This is a genomic window from Shewanella atlantica, assembly GCF_003966265.1.
Lineage (GTDB): Bacteria > Pseudomonadota > Gammaproteobacteria > Enterobacterales > Shewanellaceae > Shewanella > Shewanella atlantica.
This window is the reverse complement of the sequence record NZ_RXNV01000008.1, coordinates 132,649-150,499: the sequence shown is the minus strand read 5'-3', so window position 1 is coordinate 150,499 and position 17,851 is coordinate 132,649. Positions and strand designations below refer to the sequence as shown.

Below are 17,851 nucleotides of genomic sequence, written 5' to 3'. Positions count from 1 at the left end.
GGCAAACTTCATATAAGATTCAGACGTAAAAGCAATGGCTGAGAAACGTAATATTTTCCTCGTAGGCCCTATGGGGGCTGGTAAAAGCACTATTGGGCGTCATCTGGCGCAGATGCTGCACCTAGAGTTCCACGATTCCGATCAAGAAATTGAAAGCCGCACTGGTGCGGATATAGCGTGGGTTTTTGATGTCGAAGGCGAAGAAGGTTTCCGCGTTCGTGAAACACAAGTAGTCGCTGATTTAACTGAAAAACAAGGTATTGTTTTAGCGACAGGCGGTGGTTCTATTCAGAGTAAAGAGATTCGTAATAACCTCTCTGCTCGTGGAATTGTCGTATATCTAGAAACAACAATCGATAAACAGGTTGCTCGTACTCAACGAGATAAGCGCCGCCCATTATTGCAGGTAGACGATCCAAGAGAAGTTTTGGAAAATCTTGCTGCGATTCGTAATCCTTTGTACGAAGAGATTGCAGATGTCATCGTAAAGACTGATGAGCAAAGCGCCAAAGTGGTTGCAAATCAAATTATTGAACAGCTAGGTTTCTAGGTAGGAAGATGAAGCAAATTCAGGTTGATTTAGGTGTGCGAAGCTATCCAATAATTTTTAGCCAGAATTTGACGAGTTGTGGCGAGCATTTTGCTCGCTACCTCCAAGATAAAAATATCCTTATTGTCACTAATGAGACGATAGCGCCTCTTTACCTTGAGAAGCTGCAAACAGCATTATCCTCATTCAAATGTGTTGCCCCCGTCATTTTACCCGATGGAGAGCAATACAAGACCCTTGAACAGATGGATAGTATCTTCACCTCACTGTTGCAACAAAACCTGGGCAGAGATACCGTTCTTATTGCCTTAGGTGGTGGTGTTATCGGTGATATGACGGGCTTTGCCGCTGCAAGTTACCAGAGAGGAATCGACTTTATCCAGGTGCCAACCACGTTACTGGCTCAAGTTGACTCATCTGTTGGTGGTAAAACTGCTGTAAATCATCCCCTCGGTAAAAACATGATAGGCGCGTTTTACCAGCCTAAGATGGTGATGATCGATACCGATTGTTTAAATACACTTCCCCCAAGAGAGTTTTCTGCCGGGATGGCCGAGGTCATCAAGTATGGGATAATCTGGGATGCTGAGTTTTTTGAATGGTTGGAAGATAATATCGAGCAGTTGAAGTCATTGGATACTCAAGCCTTGACCTACGCTATCGGGCGTTGCTGCGAAATAAAAGCCGACGTTGTTGCTCAAGATGAAACGGAGCAAGGGGTGCGTGCGCTTCTTAATCTGGGTCATACTTTCGGGCACGCGATAGAAGCCGAGATGGGTTATGGTGTTTGGTTGCATGGTGAGGCCGTTGCGGCTGGCACAGTACTTGCTGCTAATACTGCATCTGGGATGGATCTAATTGATGAGTCAATTGTTTGTCGGATAATCAAATTATTCCAAGCATTCGACTTGCCGGTTTCTCCTCCTGAATCAATGGATTTTGAAGATTTCATTAGGCATATGCGGCGAGATAAGAAGGTACTTAAAGGTCAACTCAGATTAGTTCTTCCTGAAGCGATAGGTCAGGCTGGGATCTACTGTGAGGTGAGCGATGAACTACTGGAAACTGTTATTCGCTGCGCATAGTTTTGTGTGGTGCATGAGTGACACTTAAAGACTCAATTTTATTACCAAGTCAAGAAACCTTACTGCAACGACTACAGCACGTCAGTCTCTATGGACAACAGTTGCTGGTGGTCACTGGAGCCTATGGTTCCGGTAAAACGACTCTTGTCACTTCCCTTCTGAATGAGCTGGATGAATTTAGTTCTGCGCTGGTCACATGTCCAAAGCATAGTGATTGCAGTGAAATACGTAGAAAAATATTAGTTCAGCTACTGTCAGAACCTGTTTTCGATGATGAGATCCCTCTGCCTGAAACTCTATTAAGGCTTTCGGGGGCTTTGCCTCAGGCTTCTTGTATTGTACTCGATGACGCTCACTACCTTCCTATGGAGATCATTGCTGAGTGTATTGTGCTCAGTCAGCTATCAATCCCCGGTAAGTCACTCTCGGTGGCATTAACGACTACGGCTGACTTTTTTGAAGACCTGCTTACTCAATTACCTGAGCAACAGCAGGAAATTCTATTATCTATCAATATCGAACCTCTCATATCCCAAGAGCGGGAGGCGCTCTACTACACCTTGTTGAGTCGAAGTGAACAGATCCCTTTTACTCCTAGAGAGATCGTCAAAGAGCAATTGCTAAAGCAGTCCGGCAGCCCACAAGAGGTCGTAAATCTTCTGGAGTTGGCGTTACATGGTGAGCCGGAAATTCCCGCATCACGTCAATGGCACAAAATGGCAATCGCGGGGATGCTGATTTTTTTATGCTTAGTCATAGGTTATCTGCTTCTACCCTCAGAAGAGAGGGAGGAGGTGCTTGCTGGGCCGGAAAAAACGGTATTTGAAGTAGAGCCAAGTTCTTCGATGCTCTATCAATATGGCGAGCGGTTAATGGCCGGTTATTTTATCCTGCATCAAGCCTTGCCAGTAGTTGAGAGCGAAGAGGATAGCGCATTATCAGCAGAGAACGATGATGAACAAGTAGTGCAACAACCTGATGTCTCAGTAGTTTCAGCTGATAGCACCCTAAATCCTGCGGAAGCCGATTCGGTAACGGACACCGGTGATGAGGAGCCTTCAGTAGAGGTCTTTAAGGGACTGGATGATATAGAGTCGACTCAACTGTCTTCGTCAATTGTCGAGGACAGGCAAGATGAGAAGGAGCTTGAGTCTAAGGTAACCGGACAGCTCAATAGTGAGGCATTGTCTACGGGCTATACCTTGCAGCTGGCAAGTGTTAGTAAAGTAAAGTCTCTCTATAACATACTCAATCAGTTACAAGGTGAGACGGGTATTAAGGTCGCCAGGTACAAGCAGAGGTGGGTTGTTTTACTTGGCCAGTTCCCTACTTCGAGTCTGGCACATAAAAAAGCACTGGATATAGTGGAAAAATATCAGTTGAATGCTCCCTGGGTACGTTCATCGAAAGATTTAGTTGATTATGAGCTGCAAGATAGCCTTCCCGCTCGTGATATTCCTTAATAAACAGAGTACAATCGGTGACTTCATTTTTCTTAGCATTCAATCAATTTAGATGAGTAAAAAACAGAGAGCCTTTCTTAAGTGGGCTGGCGGGAAATTCAAACTGATTGAAGCACTCTCAGAGCATCTTCCTGAGGGGGAGCGCTTAGTGGAGCCTTTCGTTGGCGCGGGTTCTGTATTTCTAAATACGAATTACTCAAGTTATCTTCTGTGTGATATCAATCAGGATCTGATCAATTTATATAAAATTGTTCAGACAGAGCCTGAGCGATATATTGCGGCGGCTAAAGCGATGTTTGTACCTGAGATGAATGAAAAGGATGCGTATTATAGAGTCAGAGCCGAATTTAACTTAAGTCGCGACCCGTTTCTTCGTTCGGTCTATTTCTTATATATGAACCGTCATGGTTTCAATGGTTTGTGTAGATATAACCGTAAAGGCGGATTCAATGTGCCATTTGGATCTTATAAGAAACCTTACTTCCCGGAAAAAGAGATCAGATTTTTTTCAGAGAAGGCTCAATGCGCTGAGTTTCGCTGTATAGGTTATGAAAAAGCATTCGACTTAACGACTGACGGTGATGTTGTATACTGCGACCCACCATACGCCCCTCTTTCTACAACAGCCAGCTTCACGACTTATGTGGGTGCCGGATTCAGCTTAGACGATCAAGCCCTGCTTGCTCGTAAGTCTCGCCATACAGCGATTGAGCGCGGCTTCCCTGTTTTAATCAGTAACCATGATATACCTCTGACGAGGGAGCTTTACCATGGTGCTAGATTCGATACGATTCAGGTGCAGAGAAATATCAGCCAAAAAGGCAGTGCGCGTAAGAAAGTCGATGAGTTAATGGCTCTGTATGATGACCGCTATCATAGTGAAAACGATTAGCGACAAGGTGCCATTGGTGTATTTTTCGATGAAAGGCTGCAGTGCTATGAGAATGGGACTGCTTTTTTAGCCCAGCACTTTTCTAACGATAAACAGTAACGTGAATACTAAGGCTATCGCGAGCACTATCCCCATAATGATAAATGGGAGGGGGGAGTTTGTTTGGAAATCCCGTTTTCTGTTTTGCTCACTCTGGACGCCGAAGAAAGCGGCCAGAGTACTGATCAACAAGTCCCAAACCTTTCGCAACATAACCCTTAATTCTAGAAGCGATTTTGCTGGCTGTTTGCCGGGGTAACATCGTCCAGTGGACCGTCGCTATGTCCATGAAGCAGTTCGAGCAGGTCAACAAAATGAAGCTGATTCGAGCGACTCTTACCCGCAAACCAGTTTGTCCAGTTGAGGTCTTCCGATTGGCGTGCACATCGATTGCTGGGATGACTCGCAGGAAGGGAGGAGTTGTAGCTGGATTCAGAAGTTGTGCTGCATGCGCAGGCAGATAGAGCATTGGCAGAGGTAATGCTCTGAAAACTCATCGCTGTCACGGCAATAACGCTTGCTGAAGTGGCAATAAAAGCAGCAGACTTCATGCTTGCTGTGAGTTTTATCCTTTTGTTCATCATATCTTCCTTTATCAAACCTCCCTCGCAGGTCGACTTATTATAGCAAAGCCGATTATATTTTGAACATTAATTTTTCTGTGCTGTAAAATATTGTACAAATGTATGAGGTTTTTGTGATTGATCATATCTAAATCCCTCATAAGCCCTAGAGGCTTAAGCCTGCAAAAGGTAGAATAGCGTATTTCTTAAACACTGTAGTGAGTTTGCTATGCGCCCATTTCTTATTGCTCCTTCTATTTTATCTGCCGACTTTGCCCGCCTAGGTGAAGACGTCGATGCTGTCCTCAATGCCGGTGCCGATGTGGTTCACTTTGATGTAATGGATAATCATTATGTTCCTAACCTGACTATTGGCCCTATGGTATGTCAGGCGTTGCGTGATTATGGCATCACAGCTGATATCGATGTTCACCTGATGGTAAAGCCCGTTGATCGAATTATTCCTGACTTTGCTAAAGCCGGAGCTACATTCATCACATTCCACCCGGAAGCTTCTGAGCATCTGGACAGAAGTTTACAGTTGATTAAAGAGTCAGGTTGTAAAGCAGGCTTAGTATTTAATCCGGGGACTCCACTGCATTACCTGGACCATGTAATGGATAAGCTGGATGTCATCTTATTGATGTCAGTTAACCCAGGTTTCGGTGGTCAATCCTTTATTCCATCGACACTGGATAAGCTTAGACAAGTTAGAAAGTTAATCGATGACAGTGGCTATGATATTCGTCTCGAGGTAGATGGCGGTGTTAAGGTTGATAATATTGGCGAGATCGCCGCTGCGGGGGCCGACATGTTTGTGGCTGGTTCTGCGATCTTCAATAAGCCTGATTACAAAGCTGTTATCGATGAGATGCGTGTCGAGCTAGCTAAAAGCGAGTCATAATCCATGAGTCGTTGGGGAAAACTTAAAGCTATCGCTTTCGATCTCGACGGCACACTTATCGATAGTGTGCCGGATCTTGCTGCCGCCACTCAAGCTACATTATCTGAGTTTGAACTATCTGGCTGCACTGAAGAGCAGGTGAGAAGTTGGGTGGGGAATGGCGCAGAGATGTTGATGCGCAGGGCTCTCTCTTTTGCGCTTGAGCGTGAAGTGGAGCAATCTCTGCTCGATGAAGTGATGCCTCGTTTCATGCATTATTATCAGGAGCACCTTCAGCGATATAGCAAGTTATACCCGAATGTTTTAGCCGTATTGGAAGAGTTGAGTTCATCCGGATATCCGCTGGCAGTTGTGACGAACAAACCACATCGATTTACCATACCTCTACTGGAGGCATTTAAAATCGATCACCTATTTTGTAAAGTGCTTGGTGGTGATTCCCTCGATAGAATGAAGCCCGACCCTTTGCCGTTAACCCATCTTCTCAACCATTGGGAGTTGGAGGGTGACCAGCTTTTGATGGTGGGAGATTCAAAAAATGATATTTTGGCGGCTAAAGCTGCGGGTATTACCTCGATAGGCTTGACCTATGGGTATAACTACGGTGAAGATATCAGTCTTAGCAGTCCAGATGCGGTCTGTGAACAATTTAGTGAAATTTTGACACTAGTAAATAATAGCGTAAATGTAATGGAGCAAGAAAACGTATGACTAACCCCGCCAAACCCATAGTACTTAGCGGTGCACAACCGTCAGGTGAGCTGACCATAGGTAACTATATGGGCGCATTGAGACAGTGGGTTGCCATGCAAGATAGCCATGACTGCCTTTACTGTGTCGTGGATCTTCATGCCATTACGGTAAGACAAGATCCTAAACTTCTAAGAGAAGCTTGCCTGGACACGTTAGCACTTTATCTTGCTTGTGGCGTCGACCCTAAGAAAAGTACGGTATTCATCCAGTCTCAGGTTCCACAGCATACACAGCTAGGTTGGGCGCTAAATTGCTATACCCAGATGGGTGAGCTAAACCGCATGACTCAGTTTAAAGATAAGTCTCAAAAGCATGCGAGCAACATCAACGTTGGTTTATTTGCTTACCCGGTCTTGATGGCTGCAGACATCCTCTTGTACCAAGCCAATGAGATCCCTGTAGGGCAAGATCAGAAGCAACATCTTGAGTTGACTCGTGATATCGCAACTCGTTTCAATAATGCCTATGGTGATACCTTTACTGTTCCTGAGCCATTTATTCCGGAGCATGGCGCTAAGGTTATGTCGCTGCAAGATCCTCTTAAGAAGATGTCGAAGTCGGACGATAACCGTAATAACGTTATCGGATTACTCGAAGAGCCTAAGAAGATCCTGAAGAAGATTAAGAAAGCTGTGACCGATAGTGATGAGCCGCCAGTGGTGCGCTTTGATACAGAAAATAAGCCTGGGGTCTCTAACTTACTCAGCTTGATGTCTGGTGTATCGGGTAAGAGCATTGCCGGTCTTGAAGCTGAGTTCGAAGGCAAAATGTATGGTCACCTTAAAGTCGCAGCCGGTGAAGCGGTAGTCGAGATGATTGAACCTCTTCAGGCCAGATATCGTGAGTTCAGGGAAGATCAAACCTTCCTGAATCAAGTGATGCAAGAGGGCGCTGAGAAGGCTCAGGCTCGTGCAGAAGTCACACTAAAAACGGTATATGAGAAAATTGGCTTGCTAGTATAAGCCTGTTTTAACTTATCTCAGGACGGGACACTGTTTCGTCCGGAAAAGCCGACCATGTGTCGGCTTTTTTGTGTCTGGCCACAAATGCTCCTGCATTTACTGGCATTGCCACCATCCCTGGCGGTCAGAACACTTATGAAGGTTTACCACGGATGGTTTAAAACCTTCGTTCTGTCTGGCCTATTGTCATAAAGAGTTATGGCTATTTACTATGTATGGTTAGGGCTCTGCTTTAATCTGATGACTCGTGACTCGTGACTCGTGACTCGTGACTCGTTGTCATCAATTCTGATGGTTAATCCATTCGATGAAAGCGGCAATGGCAGGTTCTTTCAGCCTTCTCTGCTTACAGCTGAAGTTAAATTTAAAGCCAGTGAATATATCCGGTAGATCCAATGCGATTAAACGTCCCTTTTCTATGTCATTGACAACCATGAAGTCGGAGGCTAATGCAATGCCCTGGCCAGCGATTGCAGCTTCGATGGCTAGTAGTACATGACTAAAGATATGTTGCTGAAAATCATCCGGGAAAGGTGCCTCATTGGCTACACTCCAGCGGTTCCAGTCAAGTCCCAGAGGTCCTTCATCTACCGTCAGCAATGGGTATTGCCACAAAGACTCGATGTGTACCGCCTCTCCTCTGGCAAATAGATCCGGGCTGCAAACGGGTATGAGCCGTTCCTTGTGTAGTAACTGATGCCAAAATCCCGGGTGATTACTCTGTCCGCTGATAAACATATCGGCAACGCTATCGGACAGCTCCGGATCGTCGGTGATCATATCCAGACGAATTTTTATCTCCGGGTACTGTCGTCTGAAGTCACTGAGTCTGGGAATTAACCATTTCACCGCAAATGAGCTGTAAACCGCGAGCCTGAGCTCCTGACTCTCCCCACCCGATATCTGCAGGTTAAGGTCACTTAACTCATTAAAAATACGTGACAGCTCGCTGTAGAGTAACTTCCCTTTAGCACTCAGCTTCAGTTGTCTCCCCGCTCTTTTAAAGAGCCGTTCGTCAAAGTGTTCTTCGAGTACCCGTACCTGATGAGAGACGGCACTCTGTGTGATACAAAGCTCGTCTGCGGCTCGGGAAAAGTGTTCCTGTCTGGCCGCGGCTTCAAAAACCTGCAACGCACGTAAAGGGGGGATTTTTCGCATGATAAGCGGTTCTCAATAGTCATACTTAGTATGAATCTAATTCATCTATGATTAAAAAACATCATTTCAGCTAACGTTTTGTGGTCTATATCATAAGCACATCTGTTGTTAGTTGTATGAGTATGAAATGAAACGCGCAGTCGTCATTGGGATCGGAATTTTAGTCTTTGGAAACATCTTTAGTGCACTTTATGATGTCTCGGTTAAGTGGTTATCGGACGATGTGAATGCCTCGACATTTTTGCTCGTGCGTCAGCTCTCTGCTGTGTTGATGATACTACCGTTCTGGCTACGGGAGAGGGCACCGAGGAGTAATCATATTAAGCTTCATCTCTTTAGAGCCCATGTGGGAACGTCTGGTGCCTTGCTGCTAATCATGGGGCTCATGTCACTGCCTCTTGCCACTGTCAGCTCACTGTTTTACTCGGCTCCATTGATGATCATGATGATGGGGTGTCTGTTTTTAAAGGAAAAGATGAGTGGAGCACAATCGGTAGCGGGGATATTAGGCTTTGTTGGTATCTTAATCATATTACGGCCCAGTGAAATGAATATCTCCGGCATTGCCGTGCTGGCGGGGGCGCTGACATTTGCCATCAATCAGTTGGCACTAAAAAAATTACCCGATACAGAGTCCCCAATAGTGACTCTTATGCTGTATAACCTGTTTAGTGTACCTATCGTCGTAGTCTTTACTATCGTTCAAGGCGTATCCGGACTGAGCTGGCAAGTATTGGGCCTGGCCATAGTAAGTAATGCCTTCTTACTGGTGTATCAGTGGTTAAGTGTGCTTGCATACCGTAAAGCCAAGGCCAGCGAAGTCGCCATTGCAGAATATACTGGGCTCATATTTTGCGTTTTCTTCGGTTGGTTATGGTTCGATGAATGGTTAGACGGATTAAGCTGGATTGGGGCAGGCTTTATCGTGCTGCCATCAATCTTGTTACCCTGGATTTTTTCGGGTGTGAGTAAGCGACAGGTTAGCTCGCGTATCGCGGAGATGCATACTCATTGATTGCAATTATTGGCTAGGGTAGCAACCTGGCTCCTATCAAGGTTCAGGAGTGGGGGGATTCGAATACCTTAATAACTCTTCGCACGCCGGCGGTATTACGGGCGACATCGACAGCAAGGTCAACTTGATCTCTGGCCACGACACCAAGCAGGAAAACTTCACCGTTCTCTGTGATAACTTTGATGCGGGTGACATCTAAGTTATCGGTATTGAGCATACGAGTCTTAACCTTAGTCGTTATCCAGGTGTCATTACTTCTGGTGGTGAAGGAGGTCGGGTTGCCTATTCGGATCTGATTATGGATTTTTCCACCTAATTTCAACTCTTGAACGGCGCGAATAGCCTTGTCTCTTAACATTGAGTTGGGAGACTGGCCTATCAAGAGTACATTACCATTCATGACCACACCGGTGATATTGGCTTGGTTTTTTACATCTTCCAAGGCGGCGAGTTCACTGGCTATCTGGAAGTCTGCGTTAGTGTCGTCAAGCTGAGTGGAAAAACTGCGCTCATCATTTACCATCATGGCGCCACCCACCGCACCTACCATTACGGCACCGGCACAGCCCTGAAGAAGTAGCGCTATCGCTGCAAGTGAGAGCAGTCTGATCATTGTGTTTTTTCCTGACGGGGTGGAATACGAGATGTCATCTTGTCATAAAAGGCAAGATGACACTTAGAGGCATTTGATGACTGCTTCTTACTGCTGCTCGTCCTGAGGGAATAGAGTGCGGTCGATATTGTCACACAGGCAATGAATGGCAAGCAGGTGGACTTCCTGAATGCGAGCCGTGCTGTTAGAAGGCACTCGAATTTCAACATCGTTAATGCTGAGTAAACCGGCCATTGGGCCACCATCTTTACCGGTCAGAGCCACGATGGTCATGTCACGGCTCAACGCTGCCTCAATGGCTTTAATCACGTTGCCAGAGTGTCCACTGGTTGATATCGCCAATAGAATATCGCCAGGCTGTCCCAATGCTAAGATCTGTTTAGAGAATATTTCGTCATAGCTATAGTCATTCGCGATAGCTGTGATCGTAGAGGTATCGGTTGTCAATGCGATGGCTGGAAGGGGAGGACGCTCAACTTCAAAGCGGTTTAATAGCTCTGCCGAAAAGTGCTGTGCATCACCGGCGCTACCGCCATTACCACATGCCAGAATTTTATTTCCACCTAATAGACAGTGGACCATCATCTCTGCTGCTTTAGCAATAGACTCTGGCAGTGCTTCTGAAGCATCGATCTTGGTTTGAATTGAATGTGTAAAGCTATCTTTAATACGTTCTAACATAGGTAAATCCTTAATTTTAAATCTCTTGTTATCATGCCATAACAGCTTAAGGCACAAGTCATTAATTTGGTTTCAGAATGCGTTTGGTAGCCATTGTATCTGGCCCGTATCTACAGCGATTAGATCGAATCGACAAATGGCATCGATATTGTGGATCTGCATATAATGCTCAGCTGCACGTCTCAGTCTCTTTATCTGTCCTGAACTTAACGCATTTAAGGCGCCGCCATACTGGTTTTTTGAGCGGAACTTTACTTCGACGAAGATCCACTCTTTGCCATTTTTCATGACTAAATCAATTTCCCCGAATTTGAACCTGACATTTCGTTCGATGAATGTCAGCCCCTGCTCTACCAGGTAATTCATGGCCAGGTTTTCTCCTGTTTGACCATGTTCTGCAGATATCGGCTTGTTATTATCCATCATTGAGGACGTAAGTTACCCCTCTGATAACGACCCCAGCTAAGCTCTCTGTTTACTGTGCCATCGGGTGAGACAGATAGCATACCGCTACGTCCGGAAAACTGATAGCCAGGCAGGGCTCGCATTTGAGCTAGTTTACCTACAAGTTCGAGGGCATCATAGCCCATGATATACAGGCGCTTCTGACTATAGCTCCAAGATGGCCAAAGTTCTTCGACTAACTGAGTTTCTTTACTGCTTTGTAGTAACCAAGGAATATCACTGATATTGAGGTTATTGAGCTCTTGGGCCGTTTCTCGTGAGCTTCCCTCAACACGACTCCTGCTACTGGTATACAGGGGAACCGGATCGGCAAAAACACTAAAGTTTACGTCGATAAAAGGTTTTAATAAAGGAAGATCACGGTTACCCGAGATCATATAGATGGCATCAATATCACGCCTCGAACGGAAATCGGCTTCAATATCATTGCCAAGCAACGCCTTGATTCGTGCAATACGTTCCTTGCTGTCGATGACGCCTAAAGATTTCTGTACCGTTACTTTCATCTGATCGCCAGCATCATAGAAGTGAACTTCAGCAGGTTGCTGTGCCAGCTCAGTCCATACCTGGTTGAAGCTATCGGCCATTCTATGACCTATAGAGTTATTACTCGCCAGGATAAGTGGCATGGTAATGCCATCATCAAACAGCTTCTTCGCTGCATCACGCGCTTCATTAGCGGGAGAGAGAGCAAAATAGAATTGATTGTCGTCAGGGATAAAGTTTTCAATATGGTTCAGGTATAGCTGTGGCACCCGCTGCACTGCCGCATCAATGTTTGGGATTTGAGGTGATTTGGGTTCCGAAGAGGAAACCGGTTGCTGTAACTGCTCAACCTCAGATTGTAATAGTGGACCGATAATGAACTCAGCACCGGAGGTTATGGCTGCCTGATAAGCGGTCTGAGCCCCTTTTGCCGTATCGAAAAAGTTGATGGAAACGTTATCATCAGGGTTAGCCAAATAGCGTGACATTATTCCCTGTTTTACTGTGCTGGCGAGCGTTGCTCTGGCACCACTCAGGGGGAGAAGTACAGCGATGTTTTTAGGGTTATAGGGCTTCACGTTGAGCGCTTTTTCCAGATCCGTAGGCAGTTTGATTGCCGCCGGATGAGTGGCGTTCACCTGTTGCCAGTCACCTAAGTGTTGAACCAGCTGATTGGGGTCTATGGCATAGTGTTTTGCTATGTAGGCCAGTTGTAGCCAGCCCGCAAATACAGGGCTGGAACTATCTTGGCTAAACGTCAATAAGGTCTGTTCATGCATCGGCTGTAGAATTCGCCAAATGCTATCGTTCACTTCACCGGCTTGAGAGGACGGAAGATATGAACTTAGAAGACTGAGCTGTCTTACCTGCTCAATAGGCTGTTTAATGTGTTGGTATAACCGAGCTTTGAATTGATGAAAAGCCACCATCTGCCAGTCGGCAAGCTTCCATTGGCTTGGATATTCCAGTTGACTGAGGGCATCATCATAGGTTGAAGTCAGCTCGAGAACTCGAGCCGTCAGGTATTTATGCTCGGCAAGTATTTCAGGTTGCTGTACTAAACTCTTCTCGATTGACTTAAGCGTCTTATTTGCAGAAACCGAATCGCCATCATTAATAAAGGCGTGGGCGGCAAGTAACGCGTACCTGTTCTGCTCTTCCTGATTATCTGACTTTGCTGCTAAGTCAATATATTCAGCAGCTTGCATAGGTGCACTCACCAGTGAGATTTGTTTCACAGTTGGCTTCACCGGTGCGGGAGTCGTTCCGCAACCGAATAAAACAGCACTCAAAACTGCGATAGAAATTAATTTAGTTGTATTCAGTCTTTTCAACACACTTTTTTTCAACACAAGAGGCCACTCTGGTAAGATGCTGCCAATAGTTTAACCTTCTCTCACGCTTGACGAAAGTCTTGTGATAGTCAAACCGAGGTAGATATGGATCTGGCGGTCGCACTTTACATAGTTCCAACCCCTATTGGTAACCTTGCCGATATCAGTTCTCGCGCCATAGAGGTGCTTAATAATGTTTCATTGATTGCTTGTGAAGACACGCGTCATAGCGGAAAACTTCTGAGTCATTTTGGTATTGAGACAAGGAAAACCGCGCTGCATGATCACAATGAAAGGGATAGAGCCGATTGGATCATTCAAAAGCTCAGCAATGGTGAGTCTGTTGCATTGATATCCGATGCCGGAACGCCGTTGATTTCCGACCCGGGTTACCACCTCGTCTCCGCAGTGAGAAGTGCTGGCTATCCAGTGTCTCCCCTACCGGGACCTTGTGCGGCAATTACAGCATTGAGTGCGTCTGGCCTGCCATCTGATCGCTTCTCCTTTGAGGGATTCTTGCCATCGAAAGAGAAGGGACGTTTAGATAAGCTGACGGACCTGAAAGAAGACCCAAGAACCTTGATTTTCTATGAATCACCTCATCGTATCGTTCACAGCTTAGAATCTATCTTAACTGCGCTCGGTGGCGACCGACAAATTGTCATGGCCCGGGAAGTGACAAAAACATTTGAAACGTTTTTATCAGGACCCGTCAGTGAAGTGCTGGAAACGGTGAAGAGTGATCCGAACCAGCAGCGTGGCGAAATTGTTCTGATGTGCCATGGTTATCGCACCGCACAAGAGTCAGAGATTGCCAGCGAAGTGGTTAATACCCTTAAGTTACTCGCCGATGAACTGCCTTTAAAGAAAGCGGCTGCGATAGCCGGGCAGATCTATGGGCTTAAGAAGAATGCACTGTATAAACACGGTTTAGAGATTGGTCTTTAAAAAAGTGTGAGCCGCATTTCATCCATTTCGTTTTATTTTGTTGGTGTGTTGCGATCCCTTAGGCTATAATCCGCGCCGAGTTGGCCAGACAGTTGCCGCGTTCAATAGAACGGGGAGGAAAGTCCGGGCTTCATAGAGCAGGGTACCAGGTAACTCCTGGGCGGTGTGAACCGACGACAAGTGCAGCAGAGAGGAGACCGCCTGCCTGATTTATCAGGTCGGTAAGGGTGAAAGGGTGCGGTAAGAGCGCACCGTGCGGCTAGAAATAGTTCGTAGCAAGGTAAACTCTACCCGAAGCAAGACCAAATAGGGTTCCATACGGCGCGGCTCGCGTTGGAACCGGGTAGGTCGCTTGAGCCTGTGAGCGATTGCAGGCCTAGATGAATAACTGTCCACGACAAGACCCGGCTTATCGGCCAACTCACCTAATAAAAGAAAGCCCGTTTATCGAAAGATAAGCGGGCTTTTTGTACCTTGTTAAGCAGGCTTGGGCTTATTGGGTATCAACTTCCCGAGTTAGCATTTTCACTATTAGAAATAGTAACCGAAGTTAATGTTCAGGCGCTTATTAGTTTCACCATTACCTACCATAGAGCCACCGATAAAGGGCTGGTTCTCGGCGACAACAAAATCGACGTAGGTGTAAAGGCCACCGGCGGTGATAGCGACGCCTGTGACGTTCATAAAGGTGTCTTCCTGAACACCTGGCTTATCGGTGACAAGTGAATAATCATTATAGAAAGTCAGGTTTGAAATTGGTCCCATGCTAACAGGTAGACTGTAGGCCACGTTGGCCACATAGCTGGTGGCCTCTGCCGGGATTGAGTCATAGAAGGCATAGGCGCCCACGACCATACGTTCTACATCCATACCATCTACATCATATTCGTAGTCGGTCAGCTGCAACTTAAGGTTCCAACGGTCATAGTTGATCACACTATGCAGTGCTGCTGCCATATGATCGCCATCGGTACCGTCTTGAATTTCCAGTTGACCGGCCTGAGCGGATACCCCCAGTTCAACTGCAACATCACCGAACGCCAGGTTGTGAGCATAACGTGCGTTGAGGGTGTTGGTTTCACCCGCAGCCTTGCCTTCGCTTGGGGCGTCATAGATCCCTTCTCCTGCTAGACGAACGCCGACAACATCGTAGGAATAACGCTCGCTGCGATCGGATACATATCCATCCAAACCGCCCTGCTCATCATTTTTGTAGAAGGCCAGATCCAGTCGGTTAGCATCACCGCTATAGGTGTAATTCAGACCCATATCGTAGTCGTCTTCCAACCCGGTATAGAAGTTAGAACTGAAGAAAAAGCTGTTAGACGCCCAGGTCAAAATGCCGAATGGAACCTGAGTGATACCAATTTTAGCCTGTTGCTTTTCATCGAAGTTGTAACCGACCCAAGCATGGTGAATGACATCCATATATTGGTGCCAGCGGTACTGAGCAGAAAAAATAACGTCATCGACGTTGCCATTAACATCGATGCGGAACAGGTCGAAATCAAAATCTCCCCCCCGGTCCTCATTATCGACATCATAGTCTTCATAGGAGTATTGGAAACGAGCGGCACCGCCAAACTTAATGGAGGCGTCCTTATCTTCTTTTACCTGTTCCTGTTCGGATTCCAATTGCTCGATACGGTTTTTAAGAGCCTCCAGCTCTTCGTCAACCTGTGTGGCGTTGGCATTAGCGGTCAATGCCAGGGCGATACAGGAAGCAGCAAGTGTATAGCGGATCATCATTTATCCTCTTTAGTTGAGTTTAGTTTTTCTTCGTCAGTGCTGTCGTCATCATCTGTGTAGAAATCCGATAGCACGTCGGCCAGATGAGCCCGGGAAAGTTCACCCTGCAAGTCACCATCGGAGTCGACAACAGGCAGGGGAAAGTCTGATTCCATCGTTGCCGGAATGATGCTTTCCAGCAGTGCATCCTGTGATATCGGAGTCAGCTCCTCGACCTTAAAGTCTTCCATCAGTGCTTCTTTATCTGTCTTTACGGCATCTTCCAGCGCTTCCTGGCACACGACTCCCTGGAAACCCTCATCGGTAACGTAATAGGCATAGTTAGCCGGGATACGCTTCATCTGTTTGAGTGCCTCACCTATAGTGTCGGCGGTAAGACGATACGCGGGTGGCTTCATGACGGTTTCGACGGTCAGGGCTCGCGGACGGTTTACATCTTTGACGAAGGCTTCGACATAATCGTCGGCAGGGTTGAGCAAGATATCCACCGGTTCACCAACCTGAACCAGGTTGCCATCTTTGAGGATAGCGATCCGGTCGCCAATTCGCAGTGCTTCATCGAGATCGTGGGTGATGAAAATGATGGTCTTATGTAGTTCTTTTTGCAGCTCAATCAGTTGATCCTGCATTTCACTGCGTATCAAGGGATCCAACGCTGAGAATGCCTCATCCATCAGCAAGATTTCTGCATCAGTACACAGGGCTCTTGCCAGGCCGACGCGCTGCTGCTGACCACCGGAAAGCTGAGAAGGGTACTGCTCTTCATATCCGGCCAGACCGACTGTTTCAAGCCATTGGGCGGCTTTGGCGTTTCTACTTGCTTTATCTACCCCTTGTACACTGAGGCCATAAGCGACATTTTCCAGTACGCTTCTGTGGGGCATTAAACCAAAGCGTTGGAATACCATGGCCATTTTATTGCGGCGAAATTGCTCCAACTCCTTGGTATTGAGCCTCATCACATCGATGCCTTCAACCAGAATTTGCCCCTCTGTGGGATCTATTAGTCGGTTGAAGTGGCGGATCAAGGTTGATTTTCCCGAGCCTGAAAGCCCCATAATCACAAATATTTCACCCTGATGAATATCGAGGTTGATGGCTTTGAGGCCCACGGTATGGCCGGTTTTCGCCAGAATGTCATCCTTGGATAAACCATCCCTAACCATAGGCATGACGCTGGTTGGCTTTTTGCCAAAGACCTTAAATAGATCCTTAATCTGAATAAGTGGCTCTGTTGGTGATGCGTTACTCATGATGTCCACCCTGCATATGTTTCTGAGACCGCTTGGCGTAGGCTTGAGAGGCGCGATCAAAAATGATGGCCAGAGCGACGATGGCTAAACCGTTAAAGAGCCCGAGGGTGAAATACTGGTTGGTGATCGACTTGAGTACCGGTTGACCCAGCCCCTTGACGCCAATCATAGACGCGATAACTACCATCCCCAACGCCATCATAATGGTCTGGTTGATGCCTGCCATTATGGTGGGAGAGGCCAGAGGTAACTGAACACCCATCAGGCGTTGCATCGGATTAGCACCATAGGCGGTGGCGGCCTCAAGGACTTCTTTGTCTACCAGACGGATCCCCAGGTTGGTCAGGCGAATGACTGGCGGAATGGCATAAATCACCACGGCAATAACACCGGGCACCTTGCCAATTCCAAGCAACATGACCACGGGGATCAGATACACGAAGGCCGGCATGGTTTGCATCACATCCAGAATCGGTGTCACCAATGCCTGAGTTCGATTGCTGCGGGACATTAAGATCCCTATGGGCACGCCCAATACTATGGCCAATAGCGTACACACGGTAATGATACTGAGGGTGCGCATCGTATCTTCCCACATGCCGAAATAGCCGATCAGCAGAAATGAAACAACGACGCCCAGAGACAATTTCCATGAACGGCTGGTGAAGTAAACTAAAGCGGTAATAGAGAGCAGTACTGCCCACCAGGGCGATTGCACCAACAGCTTTTCAAACCAGATAAGAAAGTCGAGCAGCGGATCGAAGAAAGACTCGATGACATCACCATACTCACGGGAAAAGTCCCGAAAGCTGCCATCCAAATATTTGCGAATTTCCAACAAAGTGGAACGGTCCATTTTCGGAAATTTGCTGAGCCAAGAATAGTCAGCCATTACTACCTCTATAATGTTTTACACGGGATAATCCAGATGGGGAGCA

At 46.6% G+C, this 17,851-nt stretch carries 19 protein-coding genes and 1 other RNA gene; 10 read left to right on the top strand and 10 right to left on the bottom strand.

The features are described from left to right. Nucleotides 1-34 precede the first annotated feature (34 nt). From aroK to EKG39_RS16360, 4 genes are read left to right on the top strand one after another with little or no spacing between them, the layout of a single operon-like run. Entirely contained in the window at nucleotides 35-550 is a 516-nt protein-coding gene (gene aroK, locus EKG39_RS16375) for a shikimate kinase AroK (protein ID WP_126507054.1), read from the top strand. Nucleotides 551-558: 8 nt separating this feature from the next. Further along, entirely contained in the window at nucleotides 559-1,635 is a 1,077-nt protein-coding gene (gene aroB / locus EKG39_RS16370) for a 3-dehydroquinate synthase (protein ID WP_126507053.1), read from the top strand. 17 nt (nucleotides 1,636-1,652) lie between these two features. Then, the gene (locus EKG39_RS16365) at nucleotides 1,653-3,098 is read left to right on the top strand and encodes an AAA family ATPase (RefSeq protein ID WP_126507052.1); all 1,446 of its coding nucleotides are present in this window, start codon (nucleotides 1,653-1,655) and stop codon (nucleotides 3,096-3,098) included. A gap of 52 nt (nucleotides 3,099-3,150) precedes the next feature. Then, nucleotides 3,151-3,990: a Dam family site-specific DNA-(adenine-N6)-methyltransferase gene (locus tag EKG39_RS16360; protein ID WP_126507051.1), complete on the top strand. Its 840-nt coding sequence runs from the start codon at nucleotides 3,151-3,153 to the stop codon at nucleotides 3,988-3,990. Nucleotides 3,991-4,056: 66 nt separating this feature from the next. On the opposite strand, the gene EKG39_RS16355 is transcribed toward EKG39_RS16360, so the two are convergent. Continuing rightward, the gene (locus EKG39_RS16355; RefSeq protein ID WP_126507050.1) at nucleotides 4,057-4,242 is read right to left on the bottom strand and encodes a DUF2970 domain-containing protein; all 186 of its coding nucleotides are present in this window, start codon (nucleotides 4,240-4,242) and stop codon (nucleotides 4,057-4,059) included. Between the two features lie 11 nt (nucleotides 4,243-4,253). Next, nucleotides 4,254-4,613 (bottom strand): hypothetical protein, encoded by a 360-nt coding sequence (locus EKG39_RS16350; protein ID WP_126507049.1) that lies wholly within the window; start codon nucleotides 4,611-4,613, stop codon nucleotides 4,254-4,256. A gap of 208 nt (nucleotides 4,614-4,821) precedes the next feature. On the opposite strand from EKG39_RS16350, the gene rpe reads away from it, so the two are divergent. From rpe to trpS, 3 genes are read left to right on the top strand one after another with little or no spacing between them, the layout of a single operon-like run. After that, the gene (rpe, locus tag EKG39_RS16345; RefSeq protein WP_126507048.1) at nucleotides 4,822-5,496 is read left to right on the top strand and encodes a ribulose-phosphate 3-epimerase; all 675 of its coding nucleotides are present in this window, start codon (nucleotides 4,822-4,824) and stop codon (nucleotides 5,494-5,496) included. 3 nt (nucleotides 5,497-5,499) lie between these two features. Further along, a complete protein-coding gene (locus tag EKG39_RS16340; RefSeq protein WP_126507047.1) occupies nucleotides 5,500-6,207 on the top strand; it encodes a phosphoglycolate phosphatase in 708 nt (235 codons plus the stop codon). After that, nucleotides 6,204-7,211: a tryptophan--tRNA ligase gene (gene trpS / locus EKG39_RS16335; protein ID WP_126507046.1), complete on the top strand. Its 1,008-nt coding sequence runs from the start codon at nucleotides 6,204-6,206 to the stop codon at nucleotides 7,209-7,211. The genes EKG39_RS16340 and trpS overlap by 4 nt, the downstream gene beginning before the upstream one ends. Nucleotides 7,212-7,493: 282 nt before the next feature. Here the strand turns inward: trpS and EKG39_RS16330 are convergent, their stop codons facing one another. After that, complete coding sequence (locus EKG39_RS16330; protein ID WP_126507045.1) at nucleotides 7,494-8,369, bottom strand: LysR substrate-binding domain-containing protein; 876 nt, start codon at nucleotides 8,367-8,369, stop codon at nucleotides 7,494-7,496. Nucleotides 8,370-8,496: 127 nt separating this feature from the next. Here EKG39_RS16330 and EKG39_RS16325 point away from each other — a divergent pair, with 127 nt between their 5' ends. Beyond that, the gene (locus EKG39_RS16325) at nucleotides 8,497-9,384 is read left to right on the top strand and encodes a DMT family transporter (RefSeq protein ID WP_126507044.1); all 888 of its coding nucleotides are present in this window, start codon (nucleotides 8,497-8,499) and stop codon (nucleotides 9,382-9,384) included. A gap of 43 nt (nucleotides 9,385-9,427) precedes the next feature. Here the strand turns inward: EKG39_RS16325 and EKG39_RS16320 are convergent, their stop codons facing one another. From EKG39_RS16320 to EKG39_RS16305, 4 genes are all read right to left on the bottom strand, one after another. Then, nucleotides 9,428-9,997: a BON domain-containing protein gene (locus EKG39_RS16320; RefSeq protein ID WP_126507043.1), complete on the bottom strand. Its 570-nt coding sequence runs from the start codon at nucleotides 9,995-9,997 to the stop codon at nucleotides 9,428-9,430. 87 nt (nucleotides 9,998-10,084) lie between these two features. After that, the gene (locus EKG39_RS16315) at nucleotides 10,085-10,678 is read right to left on the bottom strand and encodes a phosphoheptose isomerase (RefSeq protein ID WP_012144586.1); all 594 of its coding nucleotides are present in this window, start codon (nucleotides 10,676-10,678) and stop codon (nucleotides 10,085-10,087) included. Between the two features lie 72 nt (nucleotides 10,679-10,750). Then, entirely contained in the window at nucleotides 10,751-11,104 is a 354-nt protein-coding gene (locus EKG39_RS16310) for a YraN family protein (RefSeq protein WP_126507042.1), read from the bottom strand. Further along, the gene (locus EKG39_RS16305) at nucleotides 11,101-12,966 is read right to left on the bottom strand and encodes a penicillin-binding protein activator (protein WP_126507076.1); all 1,866 of its coding nucleotides are present in this window, start codon (nucleotides 12,964-12,966) and stop codon (nucleotides 11,101-11,103) included. The genes EKG39_RS16310 and EKG39_RS16305 overlap by 4 nt, the downstream gene beginning before the upstream one ends. A gap of 102 nt (nucleotides 12,967-13,068) precedes the next feature. On the opposite strand from EKG39_RS16305, the gene rsmI reads away from it, so the two are divergent. Together rsmI and rnpB are read left to right on the top strand one after the other, a co-directional pair. Further along, nucleotides 13,069-13,911: a 16S rRNA (cytidine(1402)-2'-O)-methyltransferase gene (rsmI, locus tag EKG39_RS16300; RefSeq protein ID WP_126507041.1), complete on the top strand. Its 843-nt coding sequence runs from the start codon at nucleotides 13,069-13,071 to the stop codon at nucleotides 13,909-13,911. A gap of 76 nt (nucleotides 13,912-13,987) precedes the next feature. Then, nucleotides 13,988-14,339: RNase P RNA component class A (rnpB, locus tag EKG39_RS16295), an RNA gene on the top strand. A 103-nt stretch (nucleotides 14,340-14,442) separates the two neighbouring features. Here the strand turns inward: rnpB and EKG39_RS16290 are convergent. Genes EKG39_RS16290 through EKG39_RS16280 form a run of 3 tightly spaced genes read right to left on the bottom strand, consistent with a single transcriptional unit; the run spans nucleotide 14,443 to nucleotide 17,805 of the window. Then, a complete protein-coding gene (locus EKG39_RS16290) occupies nucleotides 14,443-15,657 on the bottom strand; it encodes a porin family protein (RefSeq protein WP_126507040.1) in 1,215 nt (404 codons plus the stop codon). Next, nucleotides 15,657-16,913, bottom strand: a complete 1,257-nt coding sequence (locus tag EKG39_RS16285) for a quaternary amine ABC transporter ATP-binding protein (RefSeq protein WP_126507039.1) — start codon at nucleotides 16,911-16,913, stop codon at nucleotides 15,657-15,659. Before EKG39_RS16285 ends, EKG39_RS16290 begins: the two co-directional genes overlap by 1 nt. Then, nucleotides 16,906-17,805, bottom strand: a complete 900-nt coding sequence (locus EKG39_RS16280; RefSeq protein WP_126507038.1) for an ABC transporter permease — start codon at nucleotides 17,803-17,805, stop codon at nucleotides 16,906-16,908. The genes EKG39_RS16285 and EKG39_RS16280 overlap by 8 nt, the downstream gene beginning before the upstream one ends. Nucleotides 17,806-17,851: the final 46 nt, after the last annotated feature.